Origin of the sequence: Eggerthella guodeyinii, from assembly GCF_009834925.2 — a bacterium.
Taxonomy (GTDB): domain Bacteria; phylum Actinomycetota; class Coriobacteriia; order Coriobacteriales; family Eggerthellaceae; genus Eggerthella; species Eggerthella guodeyinii.
In genome coordinates this window covers 1467785-1487444 of sequence record NZ_CP063310.1, presented here as the reverse complement: position 1 = coordinate 1487444, position 19660 = coordinate 1467785, and the positions used below count along the sequence as shown (strand labels likewise).

17 protein-coding genes and 1 tRNA gene are annotated in these 19660 nt (G+C 72.2%); 5 read left to right on the top strand and 13 right to left on the bottom strand.

The features are described from left to right. Nucleotides 1–144: 144 nt before the first annotated feature. Nucleotides 145–1140: a DUF389 domain-containing protein gene (locus tag GS424_RS06045; protein ID WP_154334641.1), complete on the bottom strand. Its 996-nt coding sequence runs from the start codon at nucleotides 1138–1140 to the stop codon at nucleotides 145–147. Between the two features lie 166 nt (nucleotides 1141–1306). Between GS424_RS06045 and GS424_RS06040 the strand changes: the two genes are divergently transcribed. Continuing rightward, entirely contained in the window at nucleotides 1307–2221 is a 915-nt protein-coding gene (locus tag GS424_RS06040; RefSeq protein WP_160943177.1) for an EamA family transporter, read from the top strand. Here the strand turns inward: GS424_RS06040 and GS424_RS06035 are convergent. The 5 genes from GS424_RS06035 to GS424_RS06015 form a co-directional block, all read right to left on the bottom strand. Continuing rightward, nucleotides 2166–2942, bottom strand: coding sequence for a M23 family metallopeptidase (locus tag GS424_RS06035; RefSeq protein ID WP_160943176.1), 777 nt, complete (start codon nucleotides 2940–2942; stop codon nucleotides 2166–2168). The two genes, GS424_RS06040 and GS424_RS06035, sit on opposite strands and share 56 nt — an antisense overlap. A 111-nt stretch (nucleotides 2943–3053) precedes the next feature. Next, nucleotides 3054–5519 (bottom strand): excinuclease ABC subunit UvrA, encoded by a 2466-nt coding sequence (locus GS424_RS06030; RefSeq protein ID WP_160943175.1) that lies wholly within the window; start codon nucleotides 5517–5519, stop codon nucleotides 3054–3056. Nucleotides 5520–5596: 77 nt separating this feature from the next. Further along, on the bottom strand, nucleotides 5597–7105 hold the full coding sequence (locus GS424_RS06025; protein WP_160943174.1) for a hypothetical protein: 1509 nt from the start codon (nucleotides 7103–7105) through the stop codon (nucleotides 5597–5599). Then, nucleotides 7098–7796 (bottom strand): ABC transporter ATP-binding protein, encoded by a 699-nt coding sequence (locus GS424_RS06020; RefSeq protein WP_160943173.1) that lies wholly within the window; start codon nucleotides 7794–7796, stop codon nucleotides 7098–7100. Before GS424_RS06020 ends, GS424_RS06025 begins: the two co-directional genes overlap by 8 nt. After that, nucleotides 7793–8911: a helix-turn-helix domain-containing protein gene (locus GS424_RS06015; protein ID WP_160943172.1), complete on the bottom strand. Its 1119-nt coding sequence runs from the start codon at nucleotides 8909–8911 to the stop codon at nucleotides 7793–7795. The genes GS424_RS06020 and GS424_RS06015 overlap by 4 nt, the downstream gene beginning before the upstream one ends. Nucleotides 8912–9797: 886 nt before the next feature. Between GS424_RS06015 and GS424_RS06010 the strand changes: the two genes are divergently transcribed. The 3 genes from GS424_RS06010 (at nucleotide 9798) to GS424_RS06000 (ending at nucleotide 11969) form a co-directional block, all read left to right on the top strand. Further along, nucleotides 9798–10430, top strand: coding sequence for a class I SAM-dependent methyltransferase (locus tag GS424_RS06010; protein WP_160943171.1), 633 nt, complete (start codon nucleotides 9798–9800; stop codon nucleotides 10428–10430). A gap of 5 nt (nucleotides 10431–10435) precedes the next feature. Continuing rightward, nucleotides 10436–11323 (top strand): helix-turn-helix transcriptional regulator, encoded by an 888-nt coding sequence (locus tag GS424_RS06005; protein ID WP_160943170.1) that lies wholly within the window; start codon nucleotides 10436–10438, stop codon nucleotides 11321–11323. A gap of 61 nt (nucleotides 11324–11384) precedes the next feature. Further along, nucleotides 11385–11969, top strand: a complete 585-nt coding sequence (locus tag GS424_RS06000) for a type 1 glutamine amidotransferase family protein (protein WP_160943169.1) — start codon at nucleotides 11385–11387, stop codon at nucleotides 11967–11969. 70 nt (nucleotides 11970–12039) lie between these two features. Here GS424_RS06000 and GS424_RS05995 read toward each other — a convergent pair whose 3' ends face one another. The 5 genes from GS424_RS05995 to GS424_RS05975 all read right to left on the bottom strand — a co-directional run bounded on the left by GS424_RS05995 (nucleotide 12040) and on the right by GS424_RS05975 (nucleotide 16490). Further along, nucleotides 12040–13476, bottom strand: a complete 1437-nt coding sequence (locus GS424_RS05995) for a sensor histidine kinase (RefSeq protein WP_160943168.1) — start codon at nucleotides 13474–13476, stop codon at nucleotides 12040–12042. Continuing rightward, nucleotides 13464–14126, bottom strand: coding sequence for a response regulator transcription factor (locus GS424_RS05990; RefSeq protein WP_160943167.1), 663 nt, complete (start codon nucleotides 14124–14126; stop codon nucleotides 13464–13466). Before GS424_RS05990 ends, GS424_RS05995 begins: the two co-directional genes overlap by 13 nt. A 77-nt stretch (nucleotides 14127–14203) precedes the next feature. Further along, entirely contained in the window at nucleotides 14204–15022 is an 819-nt protein-coding gene (locus tag GS424_RS05985; RefSeq protein WP_244977687.1) for an ABC transporter permease, read from the bottom strand. Then, on the bottom strand, nucleotides 15019–15795 hold the full coding sequence (locus tag GS424_RS05980; RefSeq protein WP_160943166.1) for a lantibiotic immunity ABC transporter MutE/EpiE family permease subunit: 777 nt from the start codon (nucleotides 15793–15795) through the stop codon (nucleotides 15019–15021). The genes GS424_RS05985 and GS424_RS05980 overlap by 4 nt, the downstream gene beginning before the upstream one ends. Then, nucleotides 15792–16490 carry a lantibiotic protection ABC transporter ATP-binding protein gene (locus tag GS424_RS05975; RefSeq protein ID WP_160943165.1) on the bottom strand — a complete coding sequence of 233 codons (699 nt, stop codon included), beginning with the start codon at nucleotides 16488–16490 and terminating at the stop codon, nucleotides 15792–15794. The genes GS424_RS05980 and GS424_RS05975 overlap by 4 nt, the downstream gene beginning before the upstream one ends. 167 nt (nucleotides 16491–16657) lie before the next feature. Between GS424_RS05975 and GS424_RS05970 the strand changes: the two genes are divergently transcribed. Continuing rightward, complete coding sequence (locus tag GS424_RS05970) at nucleotides 16658–17689, top strand: hypothetical protein (RefSeq protein ID WP_160943164.1); 1032 nt, start codon at nucleotides 16658–16660, stop codon at nucleotides 17687–17689. Here GS424_RS05970 and GS424_RS05965 read toward each other — a convergent pair. Then, nucleotides 17661–19415 (bottom strand): sensor domain-containing diguanylate cyclase, encoded by a 1755-nt coding sequence (locus GS424_RS05965; protein ID WP_160943163.1) that lies wholly within the window; start codon nucleotides 19413–19415, stop codon nucleotides 17661–17663. The genes GS424_RS05970 and GS424_RS05965 overlap by 29 nt on opposite strands. A 160-nt stretch (nucleotides 19416–19575) precedes the next feature. Continuing rightward, nucleotides 19576–19650 (bottom strand) — tRNA-Thr (locus GS424_RS05960). Between the last annotated feature and the right edge of the window lie 10 nt (nucleotides 19651–19660).

Below are 19660 nucleotides of genomic sequence, written 5' to 3'. Positions count from 1 at the left end.
GCGCCTCGCCGCCTTCCGCACCGCGTCCCGATCTTGTACGAGAACGCATGTTCGCACACAATCGGGCGGCGCGCAAGCGAACAGACCGTGGAGTTTCGGCGATGGAATACGTCTATTGATCAGGTGATATATAAGCGATGAACCCTACGAGCCGACCGGTGCGCGCACCTCGTGCGCCACGATGACGCGCGCCTCGCCGACCTCGACGCCGCCGTCGCGCAGCAGCGCGGCCAGGTCCTCGGCGGACGGGGCCGGCCCCGCTCCCGCGATCTCCACGGTGACGCCGTCGTCGGCCGTCTTCACGCTCAAGCTCTCGTAGCCCGACCCGTCCAGCCACTGGCGCACGGCCGCGTTCGCGGCGCGCTCGTCGGAGGCGCCCTGCGCGATCCTCTCGCTCGTCGCCGCAAGCGGCAGCGCCACCAGCAGCGTGCCCGCGATGGCCGTGGCGTACCACAGGCGGCGCGCCACCGCGCCCGCACGGTCGCGCCGGCCGAAGCCCATGAGGAAGAAGGCCAGGTTGCCGGCCAGCTGGATGGAGAAGAAGTTGACGAAGAACAGCAGCAGCGCCCCGCCCGCCATCGCGAGCGCCCCTTGCACGAGCGCGGCTCCCGCCACGCACAACGGCGGCACGATGGACACGGCCACCGCCACGCCCGGCAGCGTCTCGCCGACGTCGTCGCGCGCCGCCGCGAGCGCGCCCACGAAGCCGGACGCCACGGCCACCACGAGGTCCACGAGGCGCGGCGCCGTGCGCGACGTCGCCTCGACGTTGCCCGCCAGCGGCACCCCGGCCGGCAGCAGGGCCGTCACGAGGCACGCCACGAGCACCACGACGAGCGCGCCGCCCGCCGCCACGGCCAGCGCCCTGAGCGCCTGGCGGGGACGGCCGCGCGTGACGGCGAACGAGGTGCCCATGATGGGCATCATGAGCGGGGCGATGATCATGGCGCCGATGATGATGGCCGGCGAGGACGCCGCCACGCCGCCCGTGGCCACGACGGCCGACAGCACGATGCACAGGAAGAACGCGGACAGCTGCTTGAGCGGGTCGTCCACCACGGCGAACAGGCTGCGCTCCATGCCGGCGACGTACGCCTCGTCCACGCTGCCGCCGAGCAGCACGCGCGCGATCCGGTCCATGCTCCTCCCCTCGTGTCGACGTTTCGCACGATGGTACCCCGGCGCGCCCGGGCGCGGGCGAACCGGCACCGAACATGATCCCAACCGTTAGCGCGCCGTCATGCGCGTCCGCGGGCGCGTGCAGGCCCCGCGCCCGGGCGGCCCCGCCATGCGCTAGAATGGCCCCATGCAGACGGACACCTTGAAATACTCCGGGATCGTCTTCCTCGCCGGCGCCAGCTACGGCGCTCAAGCCACCACGGTGAAGATCACCTACGCCGCCGGCTTCACCTGGACCCAGGTGGTGGCGAGCCAGGCGCTGTTCGCCGCGCTGCTGTTCGCGGCGGCGCTGCTCGTGCAACGGGCGCGCGGCACGCGCCTCGTGGCGCTCTCCCCCAAGCAGGTGCTCGCCCTCGTAGGCCTCGGGCTGAACACGTGCATCGGCACCGTGCTGTACAACTACGCGCTCACCCTGCTGCCGGTTTCGGTGGCCATCACGCTGCTGTTCCAGTTCACGTGGATGGGCATCGTCGTCCAGCTCGTCGTCATGCGCCGCCGCCCGCGCGCGGCCGAGGCGGCGGCCGCCGTCGTCATCCTGGGCGGGACGCTCCTGGCCAGCAGGGTGTTCTCGAGCGACGTGGGAACGCTCGACCCCGTCGGGGTGGCGTGCGGGCTGCTCTCGGCCCTCAGCTGCACCTTCTTCATGTTCTTCTCGAGCCGCGTCGGGCGCGGCCTGCCGCCCATCCAGCGCGGGCTCGTCGTGTGCCTGGGCGCGTGCGCGCTCGGCTTCGCGCTGTGCCCCGACTACTTCGCCAGCGGCGCGCTGCAGGACGGCATCTGGAAGTACGGCCTGGTGCTGGGGCTGTGCGCCCTGTTCGTCCCCGTGGTGCTGTTCGGCATCGCCACGCCGCACCTGACGCCGGGGCTCTCGGCCATCATGGCGTCCTCCGAGCTTCCCTGCGGCATCGCCCTGTCCACGCTCGTCATCGGCGAGCCGGTGGAGGCGCTCCAGATCGTCGGCATCGTCGGCATCCTCGCCGGCATCGTCATCTCGCAGCTTCCCCATCTGCGGGCGCGGGTCGAACCCGCAGCCCGCGCGTGAGGAACGGCGGGAACGGATCGCCCGCGTCGGAGGGAAGCGGGCGCGGGTCGGCGGCCTCGTAGCGCGGGGCCGGCTCGGCGAGGACGCCTTCGAAACGGACGGGCACGCCGAGCGATGCGTAGAAGCTGCGCCCCGCCTGCACGTGGAAATGCAGATGCGGCTCCGAGCTGTTGCCCGAGCTGCCGCAGCGCCCCACCGCCTGCCCGCACGCCACTTCGTCGCCCACGCGCACGGCCACGCTGCCGGGCATGAGGTGGCACAGGCTGGAATACTCGCCGTGCGCGTGCTCGATCAGCACGTAGTTGCCGCGGATGTCGTCTCCCCCGCAGGCCACCGAGCCGTCGAGCGCGATGGGCGCGTCGGGGCAGTCGTCGCGCGCCTCCGCCACCGTCCCCGCGGCGGGAGCCAGCACGTCGAGGCCGTAGCAGCGGTACGAGGCGGGGTCGGACGGGTCGGCGGGGTCGGGAGCGCAGCTGCCGCCCTCGTCGTCGAGCACGAGGAAGTCGTAGGCGTAGCGCTGCGTGACCACGTCCCAGGAATGGGAGGTCTCCTCGGTCACGCCGCCGTTGAACACCGTCCACGCCCCCGCGAACGGCAGCCGGTACGCGTTGCGCGACGGGCCGTCCTCGGGGCCGGGCACCTTGTTGTCGTAGCGAAACGCGATGGCGACGAGACCCGCCACCTGCTTGATCGCCTGGATGAGAATCGGTGGTCTGAGCATGGGCCGCGGTCCTTTCCGTCGCCTGCCGAGCGCGTGGGCACCATCATAGCAAATGCGCGGGACGCGCTGCGCGGCGCCCGGCGTTCGCGCCGGGGCGGCGCCTCGCCTGCGTCAGAGGTACGCCGCCGTCGCGCCGACACCTGAGGCGCGCAGGTCGGCGGGGGTGCCGGCGAACATGAGCTCGCCGCCCGCGTCGCCGCCTTCGGGGCCGAGGTCGATCACCCAGTCCGCGCGGTCGATGACCTGCGGGTTGTGCTCCACCACCACGACGGTGCTGCCCGCGTCCACGAGACGGTCCACGAGGGCCAGGAAGTGGTCCACGTCCTGCGGGTGCAGGCCCGTGGTGGGCTCGTCCAGCAGGTAGAGGTTGGTGCGCCCCTTGCCTTCGATCAGCTCCTTCGCCAGCTTGAGGCGCTGGCCCTCGCCGCCCGACAGCGTGGTGAGCGTCTGGCCCAGCATGAGGTAGCCCAGCCCCACGTCCTCCAAAAGGCCCAGCGTGCGCGCGATGCGCCGCCCCGCCGCGCCGTCGGCCGCCGCGCCGAAGAACGCCGCGGCCTCCTCCACCGTGAGGTGCATGACCTCGTCGATGGACTTGCCCGCGTAGGCCACGGCCAGCACCTCGTCGACGAACCGCCGGCCGCCGCACGCCGGGCACACGGCCTCGACGTCGGTGAAGAACAGCATGTTGCTGGTCACCGTGCCCAGCCCCTCGCAGCGCTCGCAGCGGCCGCCCGGCGCGTTGAACGAGAAATGCTTCGGCGCGAGCCCGGCGCGCACCGCGTCCTCGGTGGCCGCGAACAGCGTGCGGATATCGGCCGCCACGCCCGAGTACGTGGCCACGTTCGAGCGCTTCATCTTCACGAGGGGCGCCTGCCCCACGTCCACCACCTGGTCGAACCCGTCGCAGCCGCGCACCTCGCCGCCCTCCGAAGAGCCGTCGCCGCGCGCGACGAGCTCGAACACGAGCGTGGACTTGCCCGAGCCCGACGGGCCCGTGACGGCAGTCAGGCAGCCGGCGGGGATGCGCACGTCGATGCCCTTGAGGTTGAACAGGCGCGCGCCGCGCACCTCCACGGCCGTGCGGTCGGCGGGGCGGAACGCCGCCTTGGGCGCGGGGGGCGCGCCGAGGTAGCGCCCCGTGGCCGACGCGGGCTCGGCGGCGATCTGCGCGAGCGTGCCGGCGGCGACGATGCGCCCGCCGTGCGCGCCCGAGCCGGGACCCACGTCCACGATGACGTCGGCCGCGCGCATGACGTCGGGGTCGTGCTCGATGACGAGCACCGTGTTGCCCAGGTCGCGCAGCTTCTTCAGCACCGCCACGAGACCCTCGGTGTCGCGCGGGTGGAGGCCCACGGTGGGCTCGTCGAGGAGGTAGATCACGCCGGACAGCTCCGAGTCCAGCACGCTGGCCAGGCGCATGCGCTGCCGCTCGCCGCCCGACAGCGTGACCGTCTGGCGGTCGAGCGCGAGGTAGCCGAGCCCCACCTGCACAGAGCGCGCAAGCTTCGTCTGCACGTCGCGCAGGTAGTCCTCCACGAGCGCGCGGCGCTTGGGCGCGAGCGACGCGTCGAGGGCGCGCGCCCACGCGAGGATGCGCTCGAGCGACGCGGCGGCCAGCTCCGGCAGCCGCGTGCCGTCCACCGTGGCCGTGCGCCCGAGCTCGCCCAGGCGCTCGCCGCCGCACGAGGCGCATACGGCGGCCGTGAAGTAGCGCTCGAGTCCCTTCGAGGCGCCCTCGTGCTCGGCGTAGCGCCGCCACAAGAGCGGCAGGACGCCCTCGAACTTCCCGTCCGCCATCGTCTTCGGAGGCGCGATGTGCGGGCACGCCTCGGCGAGCACCGGGCTCGCCGTGCCGTTGAGCAGGATCTCCCGTTGCAGCGCGTCGAACCGCGCCACCGGCACGCCCACGGGAACGTCCAGGCCGTAGCGTCGGCACGCGGCATGCAGCGCGCCGATCATGTAGTCCTGGTAGCGGCTCGCCCAGAAGTCCACCGCGCCGTCCTCGAGCGAGCGGCTCTCGTCGAGCACCGCCTCCAGGTCGATGGCGAGCGTCGTGCCCAGCCCCTCGCACGCAGGGCACGCGCCCTCCTTCGTGTTGAACGAGAACTGCGTGCGCGTGAGCTTCGGCATCCGCTGCCCGCACGCGCTGCAGCGCATGAACACGAGGAAGTCGCTCCCCCGCTTCTCGGTCTCCTCCTCGCACGCATCCGAGCTGACGGTCGCGCCGCAATGCGGGCACGTGCGCACGTGCAGCTTCTCGAACACCATGCGCAGGTCGGTGTACACGTCGGTCACGGTGCCCACCGTGGAGCGCGGGTTGCGGTTGGCGTCGGTCTGCGAGATGAGGATGGCGGGGGACGCGCCCGCGATGCGGTCGACCTGGGGCTTGCGGATGCCCTCCATCCCGAGCGCCTCGAGGTACTGGCGCTGGCACTCGTTGAACAGCACGTCGATGAGCAGCGTGGACTTGCCCGACCCCGACAGCCCCGTGAACACCGCGAGCTTCCCCTTCGGGATGTCGAGCGAGATGCCCTTGAGGTTTCCTTCGCGCGCGTTCCGTACGACGATGTTCGACATAGGGCGTCCTCCCCGCTTCGGTTTTCAGGAAAACCTTGATTATAGAGGAGGAGCGCCGCCCGGACAAGGAGGCGCCGTCAGCGCGCGCATTCCGATCCGTTGCGCACGACGAGGGCGACCGCCGCGGCGAAGAGCGCCACGCCGGCCAGCACCGCGGGCAACGGCGCGAACAGCGCGAGCGCGAAACCCACGCCCACGAGCGCGAGGGCGCCGTACTCGTAGCACAAGCGGGGGCCGCCCGGGAACGGGCGGACGGCGTCGAGCCCGCAGCTGAGCAGCAGCGCGGCGTTCAGGAGCGCCGCGAGCGCGGCGGCGGCGAGCGGGGACGCGCCCGCAGGGGCGGCGACGGCGGCGACCGCGCAGGCGAGCACCGTGGTCAGGACGAACGCGGGCAGGGTGTCGAACACCAACAGCTCGAGCACGCCGAACGGCAGGCGGTCGCGCACGAGCCGGTTGCGCAGGTCGTCGCGAAACGCCCGCGTGGCCTCGCGCGCGCCCTGCGGCATGAGGACGGCCACCGGCAGCCAGAACACGAACAGCGCGGGGCCGCCCGCACCGAGGAGCGCGAGCACCCCGAGCGGCACGGCGAACGCCCCCTGCATCAGGAGACTCGGGATGCCGTCGTACTGGCGCGCGTGCGACAGCACGGCCCGCTGCACGAGGGCGCGGCGGCCCTCGCCCGACGGCAGGGAGAACCGCGCCGGGCGGGCGGCCAGCTTGCGGCGACGCTGGTATTCGGCGATGTCGCTGCGGTCGAGGGGCGACAGCACGCCGAACCGGCAGAGGTCGGCGTGCAGGGAGTTCTCGTCGATGACGCGCGTCATGTCCGCGCGCGGCGCCAGCAGGAAGAGCGCGAGCGCGGCGAGAGCGACGGCGAGGGCCCCACCCGCGGCGAGCGCCGCGAACGCTGCGGGAGCCAGCAGCGCGGAGGCGTGCGCGCTCAGCACGAGGGCGCACCACGCGGCGGCGGCGACGGCAAGCGCCGCCACCGCAGCGGCCGCGTTCCACCCGGTCCAGCGCGCGCGTGCCAGCCGCGCGAGGCCCGCGACCCAGCCGAGCGCCGCCGCAGCGGCCGCCACCGCCGCGCCCGCGAGCGCCACCGCGGCCGGCGGGGCCGCGAGCACGGCCGCGCTCTCAAGCCCCACGCCCAGCAGGAACCCGGCCGCGCCCCCGGCGGCCGCAGCCGCGAGCGCCTGCACGCCTGCGGCCATGCCGACGAGCGCCCGTGCGCTCACCGCGCTGGCCGCCAGATAGGCGATGTCGGGATGCGACAGCTTCAACGGCGTCGTCCGCACGCCCGCGATGCCGCTGCGCAGCAGGACGAACGCCGGCACCAGCAGCGCAAAGCGCACCGCGAGCGCGCAGACGGCGGCGTCGAGGCCCGCGAACGCCCCCTGGATCGCATCGACGAGGGCGGCCGCCATGAGCGCGAACCACACGGCCATGATGCCCACCGCGTACAGCTGGTAGGCGCGCTCGCCCCAACCGCCGTCGTCGATGCCCGCGCCCGCGAGGTGCAGGGCGCGATCGATCGCCGAGCGAGCATGCCGCACGCGCAGCCACAGCAGCAGGCGGACGTCACGCATCGTCGCCGCCCTCGTCGCCATCCTGCGCGGCCCGCGCATCGCGCACGTCCAGGCGGCCGCCCTCGAGGCGCGCCAGCTTGTCGGGCCGCAGGTTCGGCACGTCGTGGTGGCAACTGACGAGAACGGCGGCGCCGGCGTCCCGTGCCTCCTCGACCAGCGCGCTCAGCACGGCGGCCGCATCCGGGTCGAGCGGCCCGTAGGGCTCGTCGAGCAGCAGCAGGCGCGGCGCGCGGGCCAGCGCCAGCACGAGAGCAAGCTTCTGGCGCATGCCGCGCGAGTACGACGAGGGCAGCCGGTCGCGCTGACCGTCGAGGCCGAACCGGGCCATGAGCTCGTCCGACGGGTCGTCGGCGGCATCGAGGCGATTCGCCTGCCGCACGAAGCGGATGTGCTCGCCCGCCGTGAGGTCGTCGTAGAACGAGGGCACGTCGGGCACGAACGCGAGCAGGCTGCGCTGCGCGCGGTCCGAGCCGTCGAAGCGCGCGCCGCACAGCTCGACGAACCCCTCGGCGGGCGCGTCCCACCCGGCGAGGCAACGCAGCAGCGTCGACTTCCCCGCCCCGTTCGGCCCGGTCAGAAACGCCACCTCGCCCGCCCGCAACGCGAACGACGCCCCGCCGAACACCTCGGTCTTCCCGTAGCGGTAGCCCAGCCCTTCCGCGCGCAGCACGGTCTCGCGCGCCCCGCTCATCGCAGCGCCTCCAACCGGTCGAGCAGCGGCCGGAACCGCGGGTCGTCGGCATGCTCCATCCACGGCGGCCGAGCCGTGATCAGCTGCTTGCCCAGCTGCTTGGGGTCGAGCGCCGCGACCTGGGCGTCCTTCTCCTGCTCCTGGCCGGGATCGGACGCAGTCAGCTCGGGCACGAGATCGTAGAGCACGCCCTGGCGCGCGCCGTACAGCAGGCCGCGCGCATCGAGGCTTCCCAAAAGCGCGATAAAGCGCTCCAGATAGGCCTTCGTGCGCTCCTCGTCGCCCGCAAGCAGGTACGCGGCGGAAGCGCTCGCCAGAAACGTGAGCGCCGACAGGGGGTTCTCCGCTTCCAGATCGAACCCGCGCAGCATGCCTTCTCCGGCCTGCACGAGCGCATCGCGATGAGCGGCGTCGTCGGCATACAGCGGCAGCTGGGCGTTCAAGCTGCTCATAACGCTTATCACGCCCCAGCCCATCGACTCCTGGTACAGCTTCAGGCAGGCCTCGCGGTCGCCTTTCTGTTCGTACGTGACAGCCAGGAGCAGTTCGACGCCGATGGATCTCTCGGGTTTCAGGCTCTCGAACAGCGAGATGCAGCCGTCGACGTCGCCCAGGATGTTCATCGTGGACGCACGCATCATGCGGGCGGTGCGCACCAGCTCCACGTCGTCCGCGTGCTCCTCGACGCGCTCGAACAGCTTGATGGCGCGCATGCACAGCTCGTCCGGATGCTCGGTGTCGAACACGGCGCGCTGCACGTAGAGCCCGCCCATCTGCTGCAGCAGCGGCCAGCAGGAGTAGTATTCCGCAACCAGCCGGTCGACGCTCTCGAGGGCGGCATCCGGATCTTCGCTCATCTGCGCGAACAGGCGCAGGTAGACGTCGCGCACCTCTTCGGCCGTCAGCTGCGGCCGATAGTCGAACAGCTCGTCGAGCGTGAGGTCGAAGTAGGCGGCGATGCGCGGCAACAGGGCCACGTCGGGCATGCTCTGGCCCAGCTCCCACTTCGACACGGCCGCCTTCGTCACGCCCAGATGGGCGGCCAGCTCGCCCTGCGTGACGTCGGCCGCGCGCCGCTCGCGCGCGATGACAGCTCCCAAGTTGATGTCGCGCATGCGCGCTCCCTTCCGTCGCCCCGCTCGTTTCGTGCTTCCAGTATGCGGGAACACGAGCGGTTGACGCAAGCGAACAGCAGTTGACTTTGCCCGCCGCCCGTCAACCGCCCCGCGTCCGAGAGGGCGAACGCCGCGTGCGGGCTCCTGCGCGACCACGGCGCGCCGACCAACGAGGGATCCATGAGACAACGCCGGACATTCCGAGCCCCCTTGAAGAACGAAGCCGGAGAAGCCGTCGGCTCATGCGGGACGGAACCTTCCGCGCGCTCGCGGCCCGCGAACATCCATCGGGCATTATGCGTCAGACGGGGAGCCGGAACAGACGCGGTCGCCCCTCCTCTGACGCATAGCCGCAGTTCGGAGTCCGACACGCTCCCTCTGATCGGGCGCGCCGCCGCCTGCAGCCCGCCGCAGCTGCCCGGTCCTCGCCCCCCGGTTCCCGAGTTATGCACCATCGTGGCAGGCCCGATCGCCCCTCATCGGGCACCTCGCGCGCGGAGGTGCGGAATAACCCCAGGTCGGAAGTTTCCCGTGCGGGCTAGGTGGCGCGCAGAGGGCTTCGCAGGGGTGCATAACTCGGGAACCGAGCGTTTTTCGGGGGTTCTCGATGCCGCGGGGGTGCATAACTCGGGGACTTCGCCCGGGAACGGCCCTTGCGCGTCCCGATCCGGCGCGGCCGCCCCGCCAGGCGCGCCGGCCCAGCATCCCGGCGGTTCCCGAGCGGGACGGCACCGGCAAGGGCCGAGGTCCCGACCCTCCTCGGCGCTATGCGATCATGCGTCAAGGGGGGGGGGAGCCGGAACGCCTGCTCACGTGAAACATTCCGCTGCGGGCATGGTAAGCTGGAAGCGCATGCACGAAGCGCGATCGAAGGGGCTGGGCGGATATGGACAAGGCGTTTTGGGAGCGGTTCGCCTCCCTGTACGACCTCGCGATGAAGACGCGCGGCGGCGCGGCCGACGAGGCTGCCGCATGGGCGGCGGCGCGGGTCGCGCCCGATGCGCGCGTGCTCGACGCAGCCTGCGGGACGGGGCTGTTCGCGTGCGCGCTCGCGCCCGGGGCGGCGCGGGTGGACGCGTGCGACTACGCGCCGGCCATGGTGGAGCGCACGCGCGCGAAGGCGGCGCGGCTCGGGCTGGCGAACGTCTCCTGCTCCGTCGAGGACGCCTGCGCCCTCTCGTTCGCCGACGACGCCTTCGACGCGGCCGTGGCGGCGAACGTGCTGCACCTGCTCGACCGCCCCGAAGCCGCGCTGGCCGAGCTGTCGCGCGTGACCAAAGCCGACGGGCTCCTCATCCTCCCGAACTACGTCAATGCCGAAAGCGACGGCGCGATGCGCTTCCAAAAGCTCATCGGCGCGGCGGGGTTCTCTCCCGCGCGCAGCTGGACCGCTGACGGGTACCGCGCATTTCTCGAAGCGAACGGCCTGGTCGTAGAAGAAAGCCGGCTGTTCGACGCCAGGCAGCCGCTACTCGTGGCGGCGGCGCGGGTTGTCGGGCGTGCGGCGCGGCGGGGCTGAGCGCCATGCGGATGGAGCGGCTCATCGGCATCATGTGCGTGCTGGCGGACACGCAGCGCACCACCATCGGGGCGCTGGCCGAGCGGTTCGAGGTGTCGACGCGCACGATCGCGCGCGACCTCGACGCGCTGGGGCGGGCCGGCGTGCCCCTCGTCACGTTCCCGGGCGCGGGCGGCGGCGTGGGCGTCGTCGAGGGCTTCAAGGTGCGCCGCGACCTGCTGAGCACGCACGATGCGGCCGCGCTGTACGCCGCGCTCGACGGGCTGCGCAGCGTCGACGGCGACCAGGCCGTCACGCAGCTCATCGCCCGGCTCGTGCCCGGCGCCGACGCGAACCCGCGCGCCGCAGCGGGCGGCCCCATCGCCCTCGACCTGTCGTCGTGGTTCGCCGACGGCGTCGTGCAGGAAAAGCTCGCCCTGCTGCTCGACGCCGTGCGCGGGCGGCGCTGCGCGCGGATCGAGTACGTCGCGCGGTCGGGGCGCGGGACGCGCGTCGTGGAGCCGGCGCGGCTCGTCTACAAGCAATCGAGCTGGTACCTGCACGCCTTCTGCCGCGAACGCGAGGCGTTTCGCCTGTTCAAGCTCAAGCGTATCGCCGCTCTCGACGTGCTGGACGAAACCTTCGAGCCGCGCGACGCCCCGCCGCTCGCCCTCTCCGCCCCCGACGCCCCGCTGCTGCTGCCTCCCGACGAGGACGCGCCCGGCACCGCGCTCGTGGAGCTCGACTACGATGCCGCGAACGAGTTCACCCTCGCCGAAACCATCGACGCCCGCTTCCTCGAGCGCGATCCCGGCGAGGCCGTCGGCGTCGCGAGGTTCCGCACCGACAACGTCGCCTGGGCGCGGCGGCTGGCCGGTTGGCTGGGCGATCTCGTACGGTTTCGCGAACCATGACATACTGCTGTCATGGTTGGTTCGGTAGCATGGTCGGCGTCCCCAATGGAAAGGATCCATCATGCAAGATTCGAAGAAAACCGTGCTCGTCTACGTGTTCGACGGCTTCGCCGACTGGGAAAGCTCCTACGTGTGCGCCGAGCTCAACCAGACGGACGGCTTCGAGGTGAGAACCGTCGCGCCCGACCGCGCGCCGAAGCACTCGATGGGCGGCCTCGCCGTGCTGCCCGACTACGCGCTGGACGACGTTCCCGAGGAATTCGCCGCCCTGCTGCTCATCGGCGGCAACCCCTGGCTCGACCCGACGAGCGGCATCGACGCCGTGGTGCCCCTCGTCAAGCGCGCACGGGCGCAGGGGGCGCTCGTCGGCGGCATCTGCAACGCGGCGTCGTTTTTGGCCGAACACGGCTTCCTCGACGACTGCGCCCACACGGGCAACACGCTCGAGTACGTGCAGCAGTGCGCGCCGCACTACCGCGGCGGCGAGCATTTCGTGGAAGCGCAGGCCGTCGCCGATAGCGGCGTGGTCACGGCGAACGGAAGCGCCGCGCTCGAGTTCGCGCGCGAGGTGCTGCGCGAGCTGAACGCGAAGGACGACCCCGACGCCTGGTTCAAGCTCCACAAGGACGGCTTCTACCCCGGGTAGCGACGCCCCCCGTGGCGCGGACGCGCCCGAGCGTCCGCAAGCGGCGCCCCGCGTCACGGGGCGCTCGCCCCTAGCCCCGCGGCAGCCGCAGCGTCACGCGGGCGCCGCGGCCCTCCGCGGCGTCGCGGTTCGCCAGCTCCACCGAGCCGCCGTGGCGCGCGGCGGCCCCCGCGGCCACGTGCAGCCCCAGCCCGCGGTGCCCGCGCGCGGCGCGGGCGGGATCGCCCTGGTAGAAGCGCTCGCATCCGCGCTCCAGCGCCTCGGGCGAGAAGCCGGGCCCCGCATCGGCCACGCTCACCGCGAGCGCGCCGCCGACATCGGCCGCGCCGTCCGCCCGCACGCGCACCTCCACCGTCGAGTCGGCGGGCGCGTGCTCCACGGCGTTCGCCACCACGTTCATCACGGCGCGCTCCACGAGCGCCTCGTCCATCCGCAGCGTCTCGGGCAGCCCCGCGCCCTCGCTCCACGCCACCTGCGCGCCGCCGCACGCCGCGAGCGCCTCGGCCTGCGCGCGCAACCGCGCGAGCAGGGGGCGCAGCGGACGTTCGACCGGCGCGAACGCCGTTGCGTCGCCCAGCGTCGCGTCGATGAGCGCGGCCAGGTACGTCCCCATCTGGCGCGCCCCCTCGGCCGCGTCGGCCGCGCACGGGCGCTGATCGTCCGTCAGCTCGCCCTCCAGCAGCAGGTCGACGTTGCCGCGCACCACGGTGAGCGGCGTCTTCAGATCGTGCGCGAGCGCGGCGATCTGCTCGCGCTGCGCCTGCTCGCTCCTCCATTGCGCCTCGAGGGAGTCCTTCAGCGAGGCGCGCATCTCGTCCATCGCGCCCAGCACGTCGTCGATCTCGCGCACGCCCGACGTCCCCACCTCGAAATCGAGGTCGCGCTCCTCGATGCGGCGCGCGGCGTCGGCCAGCGGGGCCATCTTGCGCGACAGCACGCGCGCCGCGCGCACGGCGATGCCCACGAGCACGAGCACCGCCAGCACGGCGAACCCTCCCAGCAGCAGGTTCTGCGGGTTCGGCAGCGCGTCGCGCAGCCCCTTCGACGCGAACTGCGGCATGTAGTCGTACGTCAGCACGCACACCGAGCCGTCGGCCAGCTCCACCGGTTCGTAGCGCGTCGTGCTCAGCCCCCCGTAGGCGATGGCGAGCCCGTCGAAGGCGGCCGCTTTGAGATCGTCGCGCGCGCTCTCGGGCGCATCGCCGGCCACGTAGGCGCCGTCCTTCGCGAACAGGGCCCAGCGGAAGCTCGACGGCACGGCGGCGTCGACGGCCTCCGCATCGTCGGTCGGCAGCTCGGCAAGGCGCGCCGACGTCTCCGCGAGCGCCGTGTCGCCGTAGTTCGCCGGATACACCGTGCCCGTCCCCACGAGGATGCCGAACACGACGTACGTCCCCACCGCCAGCGCGACGGCCGCCGCCAGCACGTAGGCGAAGTAGCGCAGGATGACGAGGCTCAGCGGCAGCCCGCGCCCGCGCCGGGCGCCGCGCCCGCTCACGCGATCCATTTGTACCCCACGCCCCACACGGTCTGCACGGGCTCCGCGCCCGCGGCCTTCAGCTTCGCGCGCGCGTTGCTCACGTGCACCGAGATCGTGGCCGCGTCGCTTTCCGCGCCCCACCCCAGCACGCCCTCGACGATCTGGTCGCGCGAGAACACCTGGCCCGGATGGCGCGCCAAGAACTCGCACACGTCGAACTCGGTCTTCGTGAGCGCCACGCGCGCGTCGCCCACGTACAGCTCCCGCGCCGCGAGGTCGAGCCGCACGTCGCCGAACGCGAGGGCGTACACACGCTCGCGCTTCTCGCGCCGCAGATGGGCCGCCACCTTCGCGCGCAGCTCGGCCGCGCCGAAGGGCTTGCGAATATAATCGTCCGCGCCCACGCCCAAGCCGAACACCGCGTCCTCCTCCGCAGCTTTCGCCGTGAGGAACACGATGGGCGCGTCCGTGCGCTCGCGAACGATGCGGCACAGCTCGAAGCCGTCCATGCCGGGCATCATCACGTCGAGCAGCACGAGGTCGTAGCGCTCGGGGTGCGCCGCGAGCGCCTCATCGGCGCACGCCGCGCAGCGCACGTCGTGCCCGTCCTTGCCGAGCGTGCGTTCGAGAAGGCTCCTGATCGCCGGCTCGTCGTCCACCGCCAGTATCCGCGCCATCGTCGCTCCTTTCATCCGTCGTCGAGTGTAGCACGAGGCGGCAACCCCGTCCCGCCGCCCCGCCCCTTGCCGTCGCCTCATTCCCCGCCGCGGCGGCCTTCGAAGCGGTTCGCGCAGGCCAGCGTTACGGCCAGCACCACGGCCGTCGCGACGACGCACACGAGCGCCACCGCCGTCCAGGCCGACGCGAGCGCAGACGCTTGCGCGGCCGCGCCCAACCCCGAGGCGATGGACGCCTCGAGGGGGAGCGTCGCCAGGCGGGACGGCCAGGCGAACGGCACGACCGCGGCCAAGCCGACGCCCAGCGCGCCCGACAGCGTTCCCGTCACCAGCCCGTTCGCCAGCCCGCCGAGCAGCGCCATGGCGGCGATGAACCCGAGCGCGCCCAGGCCGATGGACGCGTTGCGTCCCCATTTCAGCGCCACGAGCAGGAAGATCGCGTACGAGCACGCGCTTCCCAGCGCGATGCCCAATACGGCCAGCGCGAGGGCCGGAAACTCCGGCAGCGCCCGCCCCGCAAGCGCCAGAGCCGTGCAGAACAGCACCGCCGCCCACGCCGCCGCCGCGAGGCCGAGCGCCAGCAGCGCCGCGAGCTTCGCCGCGAGCGCAGCGCGCCGCGACGACACGCCCAGCAGGTTCGCCCCTTCGCCCGCACGCTGCTCCGCGTCGGCCGCCAGCCCGCACGCGATGCCCGCCAGCAGCGGCGCGCCGGCGCCGAGCAGCTGGAAGAACGCGTCGGTCCCCATGAGCGAGTCCCAGGACGAGAACGCGAAGTACGCGCCCGCGAGCCCGCCGAGGACCGTCGCCAGCACCGCGTGGAGCCACACGATCGGCGAGCGGCGCAACCGTACCGCTTCCGAGCGCAGCGCGTGCGCGAACGTCACCCGCGCCATCATGCGGCCTCGCGCTTTGAGAACCACGCCGCCCCGACGATGGCGAGCGCGGCGAACAGGGCGACAGCCAGCGCGAGGCCGAGCACGGAGTCCCCGCCGAACGCGCCGAACGCGTCTCCCGCCTCGAGCGGCACGCCCGAGGGCGCCACGCCCAGCAGCGGCGCCACCGCGCACAGCGTCGTGGCCGGGGGAAACGCGAACCACGAGTCCGACGTCCACAGGGCGACGCCCACGCCCACCTGCACCAAAGCCGGAATCGCAATGCCGGCGAGCGTGCCGAAGCGCAGGGTCAGCGCGAGCGCGGCGGGAACCATCCACGAGCTGGCGATCGTCAGCAGCGCCGCCGCGGCCAGCCCCTCGGCGAAGCTCGGCCCCTCGGCGCCGAGCGCCGTGAGCACCGTCGAGCACGCGAGCACGACGAGGTTCGCGCCCAGCACGAGCGCGAGCGCGTAGGCCACCTTGGCCCACCACGTGCGCGCCGGCGGCAGCGGCAGCCCCAACACCGGGCGCAGCTTCTGCCGCGCGTCGAGGTTCGCGATGGACGCGCAGATCAGCGCGATGGCCACCGGCATCATGAGCGCGTACCAGTAGTTCCACAAGCACGTCGCGATGCCGCCGACGGCGCCCGTGCCCGGGATCACGCCGGAGGACAGCACGCCCAGCGCGCAGAACGGCAGCGGCGCGATGAGCGCCACCTTGCGCGGGGCGGCGCGGCGCCCCTTGAGCACCTCCGCCTTGAACGCGGTCGGAAACGATCGGGCTCCGGCCCCCATCATGCCACCGCCCTTCCCCTGCACACGTCCATGAACAGGCGCTCCAGGTCGACGCCCGCGTCGAGCGGCGCCTCGTAGGCCAGCCGCCCTTCCACGATGATGCCCACGAGGTCGGCCACGTGCTCCACCTCGCCCAGGATGTGGCTCGACAGCACCACGGTGATGCCGCGCTCCGGGAACGACCTGATGAGCGCGCGCAGCTCCTGGATGCCCACCGGGTCCAGGCCGTTCGTCGGCTCGTCGAGGATGAGCAGCCGCGGGTTGCCCACGAGCGCGAGCGCGATCCCGAGGCGCTGCTTCATGCCGAGCGAGAACTGCCCCGCCCGCTTCGAGCCCGTGCCGACGAGGTCCACCGTGGCCAGCGCCTCGTCGATGCGGCTCTCGGGCACGCCGAGCAGCGTCGTGCGCACGCGCAGGTTCTCGCGCGCGGTGAGGTTGTCGTAGAGCGGCGGCGTCTCGATGAGCGCGCCGATGCCGTCGAGGTCGGCGCGCGTCCACGGCCGTCCCGCGAACGCGATGCTGCCCGACGTGGGGCGCAGCATGCCGCACACCATCTTGAGCAGCGTCGACTTCCCCGCCCCGTTCGGGCCCAACAGCCCGTACACCGCGCCCTCCGGCACGTGCAGCGACACACGATCGACCGCCGCCTGCCCTTTGAACGTCTTCGTGAGCGCGTTCGTCTCCAATATGCATCCCATTGCGCTTTCCTTTCTCGATCCTTCGAACCCAGGATGCGCCCGGTTCTTAAAGATTCGTTAAAGGCGAAGAAAAAGCCTGCAGCAAGCGATGCACCGCATTGACCCCGACGCAGCGTCATGGTTTACCATAGAAACGCAAACCGCCGCACGCCCGTCAGGAGGCCCTCATGACCCCCATGTCCGCAAACGCGCCCTCTCCGCGCGCCCACCGCGCGCCCCCGCGCCTGGCGCTCGCGCTGCTCGCCTGCCTGCTGCTGTACGGCATCGACCTCGCCTGCGTGGCCGCCGTGCCGGCCGACGGCCTCTCCTACGCGTCCAACTTCGCCCTACCGTTCGACCTCATGGTGTGCGTGCCCGCGGCGTTCTACCTGCTCGTGGTGCGCCGCGCGCAGCTCTCGCCGCTGCTCGTGCTGCCGGTCATCTGGCTGGGCGGCCTCGTCTCGCTGCAGCTCGCGGTTCCGGAGCAGCCCTCGATCCTGCCGCTGCTGGGCGTCGCGACCCTCGCCGTCGAGGCGGCCGTGGCCGTGCGCGAGATCCGGCGCTTCGTCCGCGGCTACCGCGCCGCGCGGGCCTCCTCGGACAACCCGCTCGACTGGTTCGCGGGGGCGTTTTGCGTACTCGTGCGCAACGAGCGCGCCGCGCGCATGGCGGGCCTCGAGCTTGCCATGTGGTACTACGCCGCGGCCTCGTGGCGTTGCGCCCCGCGCGTGCCGTCAGGCTACCGGGCGTTCACGTCGCATCGGCAGAGCGGCTACGTCGCGGTGGTCGGCGTCCTGATCGGGCTCATGGCCGTGGAGACGTTCGCCGTGCATATGATGGTGGCGCGGTTCAGCGTGGCCGCGGCGTGCACGCTCACGGCGCTGTCGGTCTACACGGTCGTCTGGATGGTGGCCGAAACCCGCGCCGTCGTGCTGAACCCGCTGCTCGTCGGCGACGCCGAGCTCGTGGCGCGCTGGGGCATGCTCGTCTGCGAGCGCGTGCCGCTGAGCCTGATCGCGCGCGTGGGCGCCGACGAGCCCGCCGTCCCGAAACGGGAGCGCCTCGACCTCGCCGCCATGGGCGGACAGGCGTGCTGGATCGAGCTGGAGCGGCCCCTCGAGGTGCGCGGCGCCTTCGGCAAACCGCGCCTCGTGCGCGCGCTCAAGGTGAGCCCCGACGACCGCGCCGCGTTTACGAGCGCGCTTCGCCCGCGAAGCTGACGCGGTTCTTGCCCGCGCGCTTCGCCCCGTACAGCGCGCGGTCGGCCGCCCCGAACAGCGCCTCGTACGTCGCGCCGTCCGCGCCCGCCATCGCCGCGCCCACGCTGATCGTCACCTGCGCGCACGCCGCGCTTCCCACGCGCGCACGCCGGCTCACCCGCAGCGCGGCCTCGCGCGCCTGCGCGCGGTCGGCATGCGGCAGGAACGCGACGAACTCGTCGCCGCCGATGCGCGCGATGACGGCGTCGTCGTCCGCAAGCGCCGCTTCGAGCCCGCGCGCGACGCTCACGAGCAGGTCGTCGCCCGCGAGGTGCCCGAACGTGTCGTTCACGCCCTTGAAGTCGTCGACGTCCACGACGAGCAGCGCGCCCGCGCGGCGCGCGGCGCTCGCGCGCAGCAGCGGCTCGATGAGCTCGGAGGTGGCGCCCTGGTTGAGCAACCCGGTGAGCGGGTCGCGGCGCGCCTGGTCGGCGAGGTCCTCGAGCTGGCGGCGCTCGTCGGTGACGTCCTTCCAGCTGCCGATGGTGCGCACGGCCGCGCCGGCGCGATCGTACAGGACCATCGCGTGCATCCGCGTCCACCGCCAGGTTCCCTCGGGCTCGCCCTCGAACCGGCGGCGCACGTCCATCGTCACCGACTCCTCGCACTGCAGCGCCTCGACCAGCCGCGCGTAGTCGTCGAGGTGCATGCGCGCGCCGTCGCCCAGCATCCCGGTGTAGCGTTCGAAGCGCCGCTCTTCCGGCAGCGCGTTCTCCCCCGCGCCGGGCATGCGCTCGTACTCCACGAGCACGTCCCGCTCGATGTCGTACTCGAACAGCACGTCGGTGACGCTCCGCAGCGCGATGCGGTAGCGCTCCTGCTCCATGGCCAGCGCGATCTCGGCCTCCTTGCGCGACGTGATGTCCATGAGCACGCTGCCGATCTTCACCGTCCCGTCCGCGGTTCGCACCTTGCGGCCCGAATCGAGCACCCACGCCAGCGAGCCGTCCTTGCGGCGCACGCGGTACTCCGTCTCGTAGGTGGGCCCCTGCGCGAAGCAGCGGTCCACGTCGGCGAGCGCCTGCTCGAGGTCGGGCCCGTACACCATGCCCCGCGCGGTGCCGCCGCTCATCTCCTCGAGCTCCTCGACGGTGTAGCCCAGCATGCGCGCCAGGCCCTCGTTGATATAGGACAGCGTGTAGGCCTCGTCGTCCTCGCTCATCTTGAGGCCGCCCATGATGTTGTCGGTGAGCAGGTCGATGGTGGCCGTCTTCTCGCGCACGAGCTGCTGCAGGTACTCGTAGTTCTGCATGCCGCCCTCGAACGGGAAGTAGCGCTCGTCCTTCATGGCCTGGTAGGGGTTCGACGCGTGCACGTGGCGTATCTTGAGCACGCCCCCGTCGTCCACGAGCTCGTAGGTGCACCGCTGCCGCTCCTCCAGCACGAGCCCCGACTCCGCGCACGTCCGCACGCGATAGCGGCCCATGACGGTGCACGTGCGCTCCGCGACGTTCACGAGATGCAGCTCCTCCTCGGACACGTCGCAACGCGGGGCGAGCGGCGCCCGTTCGCGGAAGTAGGCGAACGCCTCCTCGGCATCCGCCGAGAACTCCACCTCGCCGGCGCCGACCCACGAGAAGTCGTCGGTGAAGCGCTCCACCACCTGCTCGATGCCCTCTCCCGCCGCGTAGAACCGGCGGATCGTGTCGAGCACGAACGCTTTTGCCTCGTCGAACAGCGGATTCATCGCATTCCTCTCGCCTGTCGAAGCGCGCATTCCCGCCGCACCCCCTGTGCATTACCTCAGATGAGTATACCGCTTCAACCCGGGTTTCAATAAAGGAAAGGGCATGTTCGCCGAACAACGAGAAAGGCCGGGCGCGTCATGCGTCCGGCCTGGTGTTCCGTGGAGCCAGTGACAGGACTCGAACCTGCAACCCACAGTTTACAAAACTGTTGCGCTACCATTGCGCCACACTGGCGTGCGCTTGA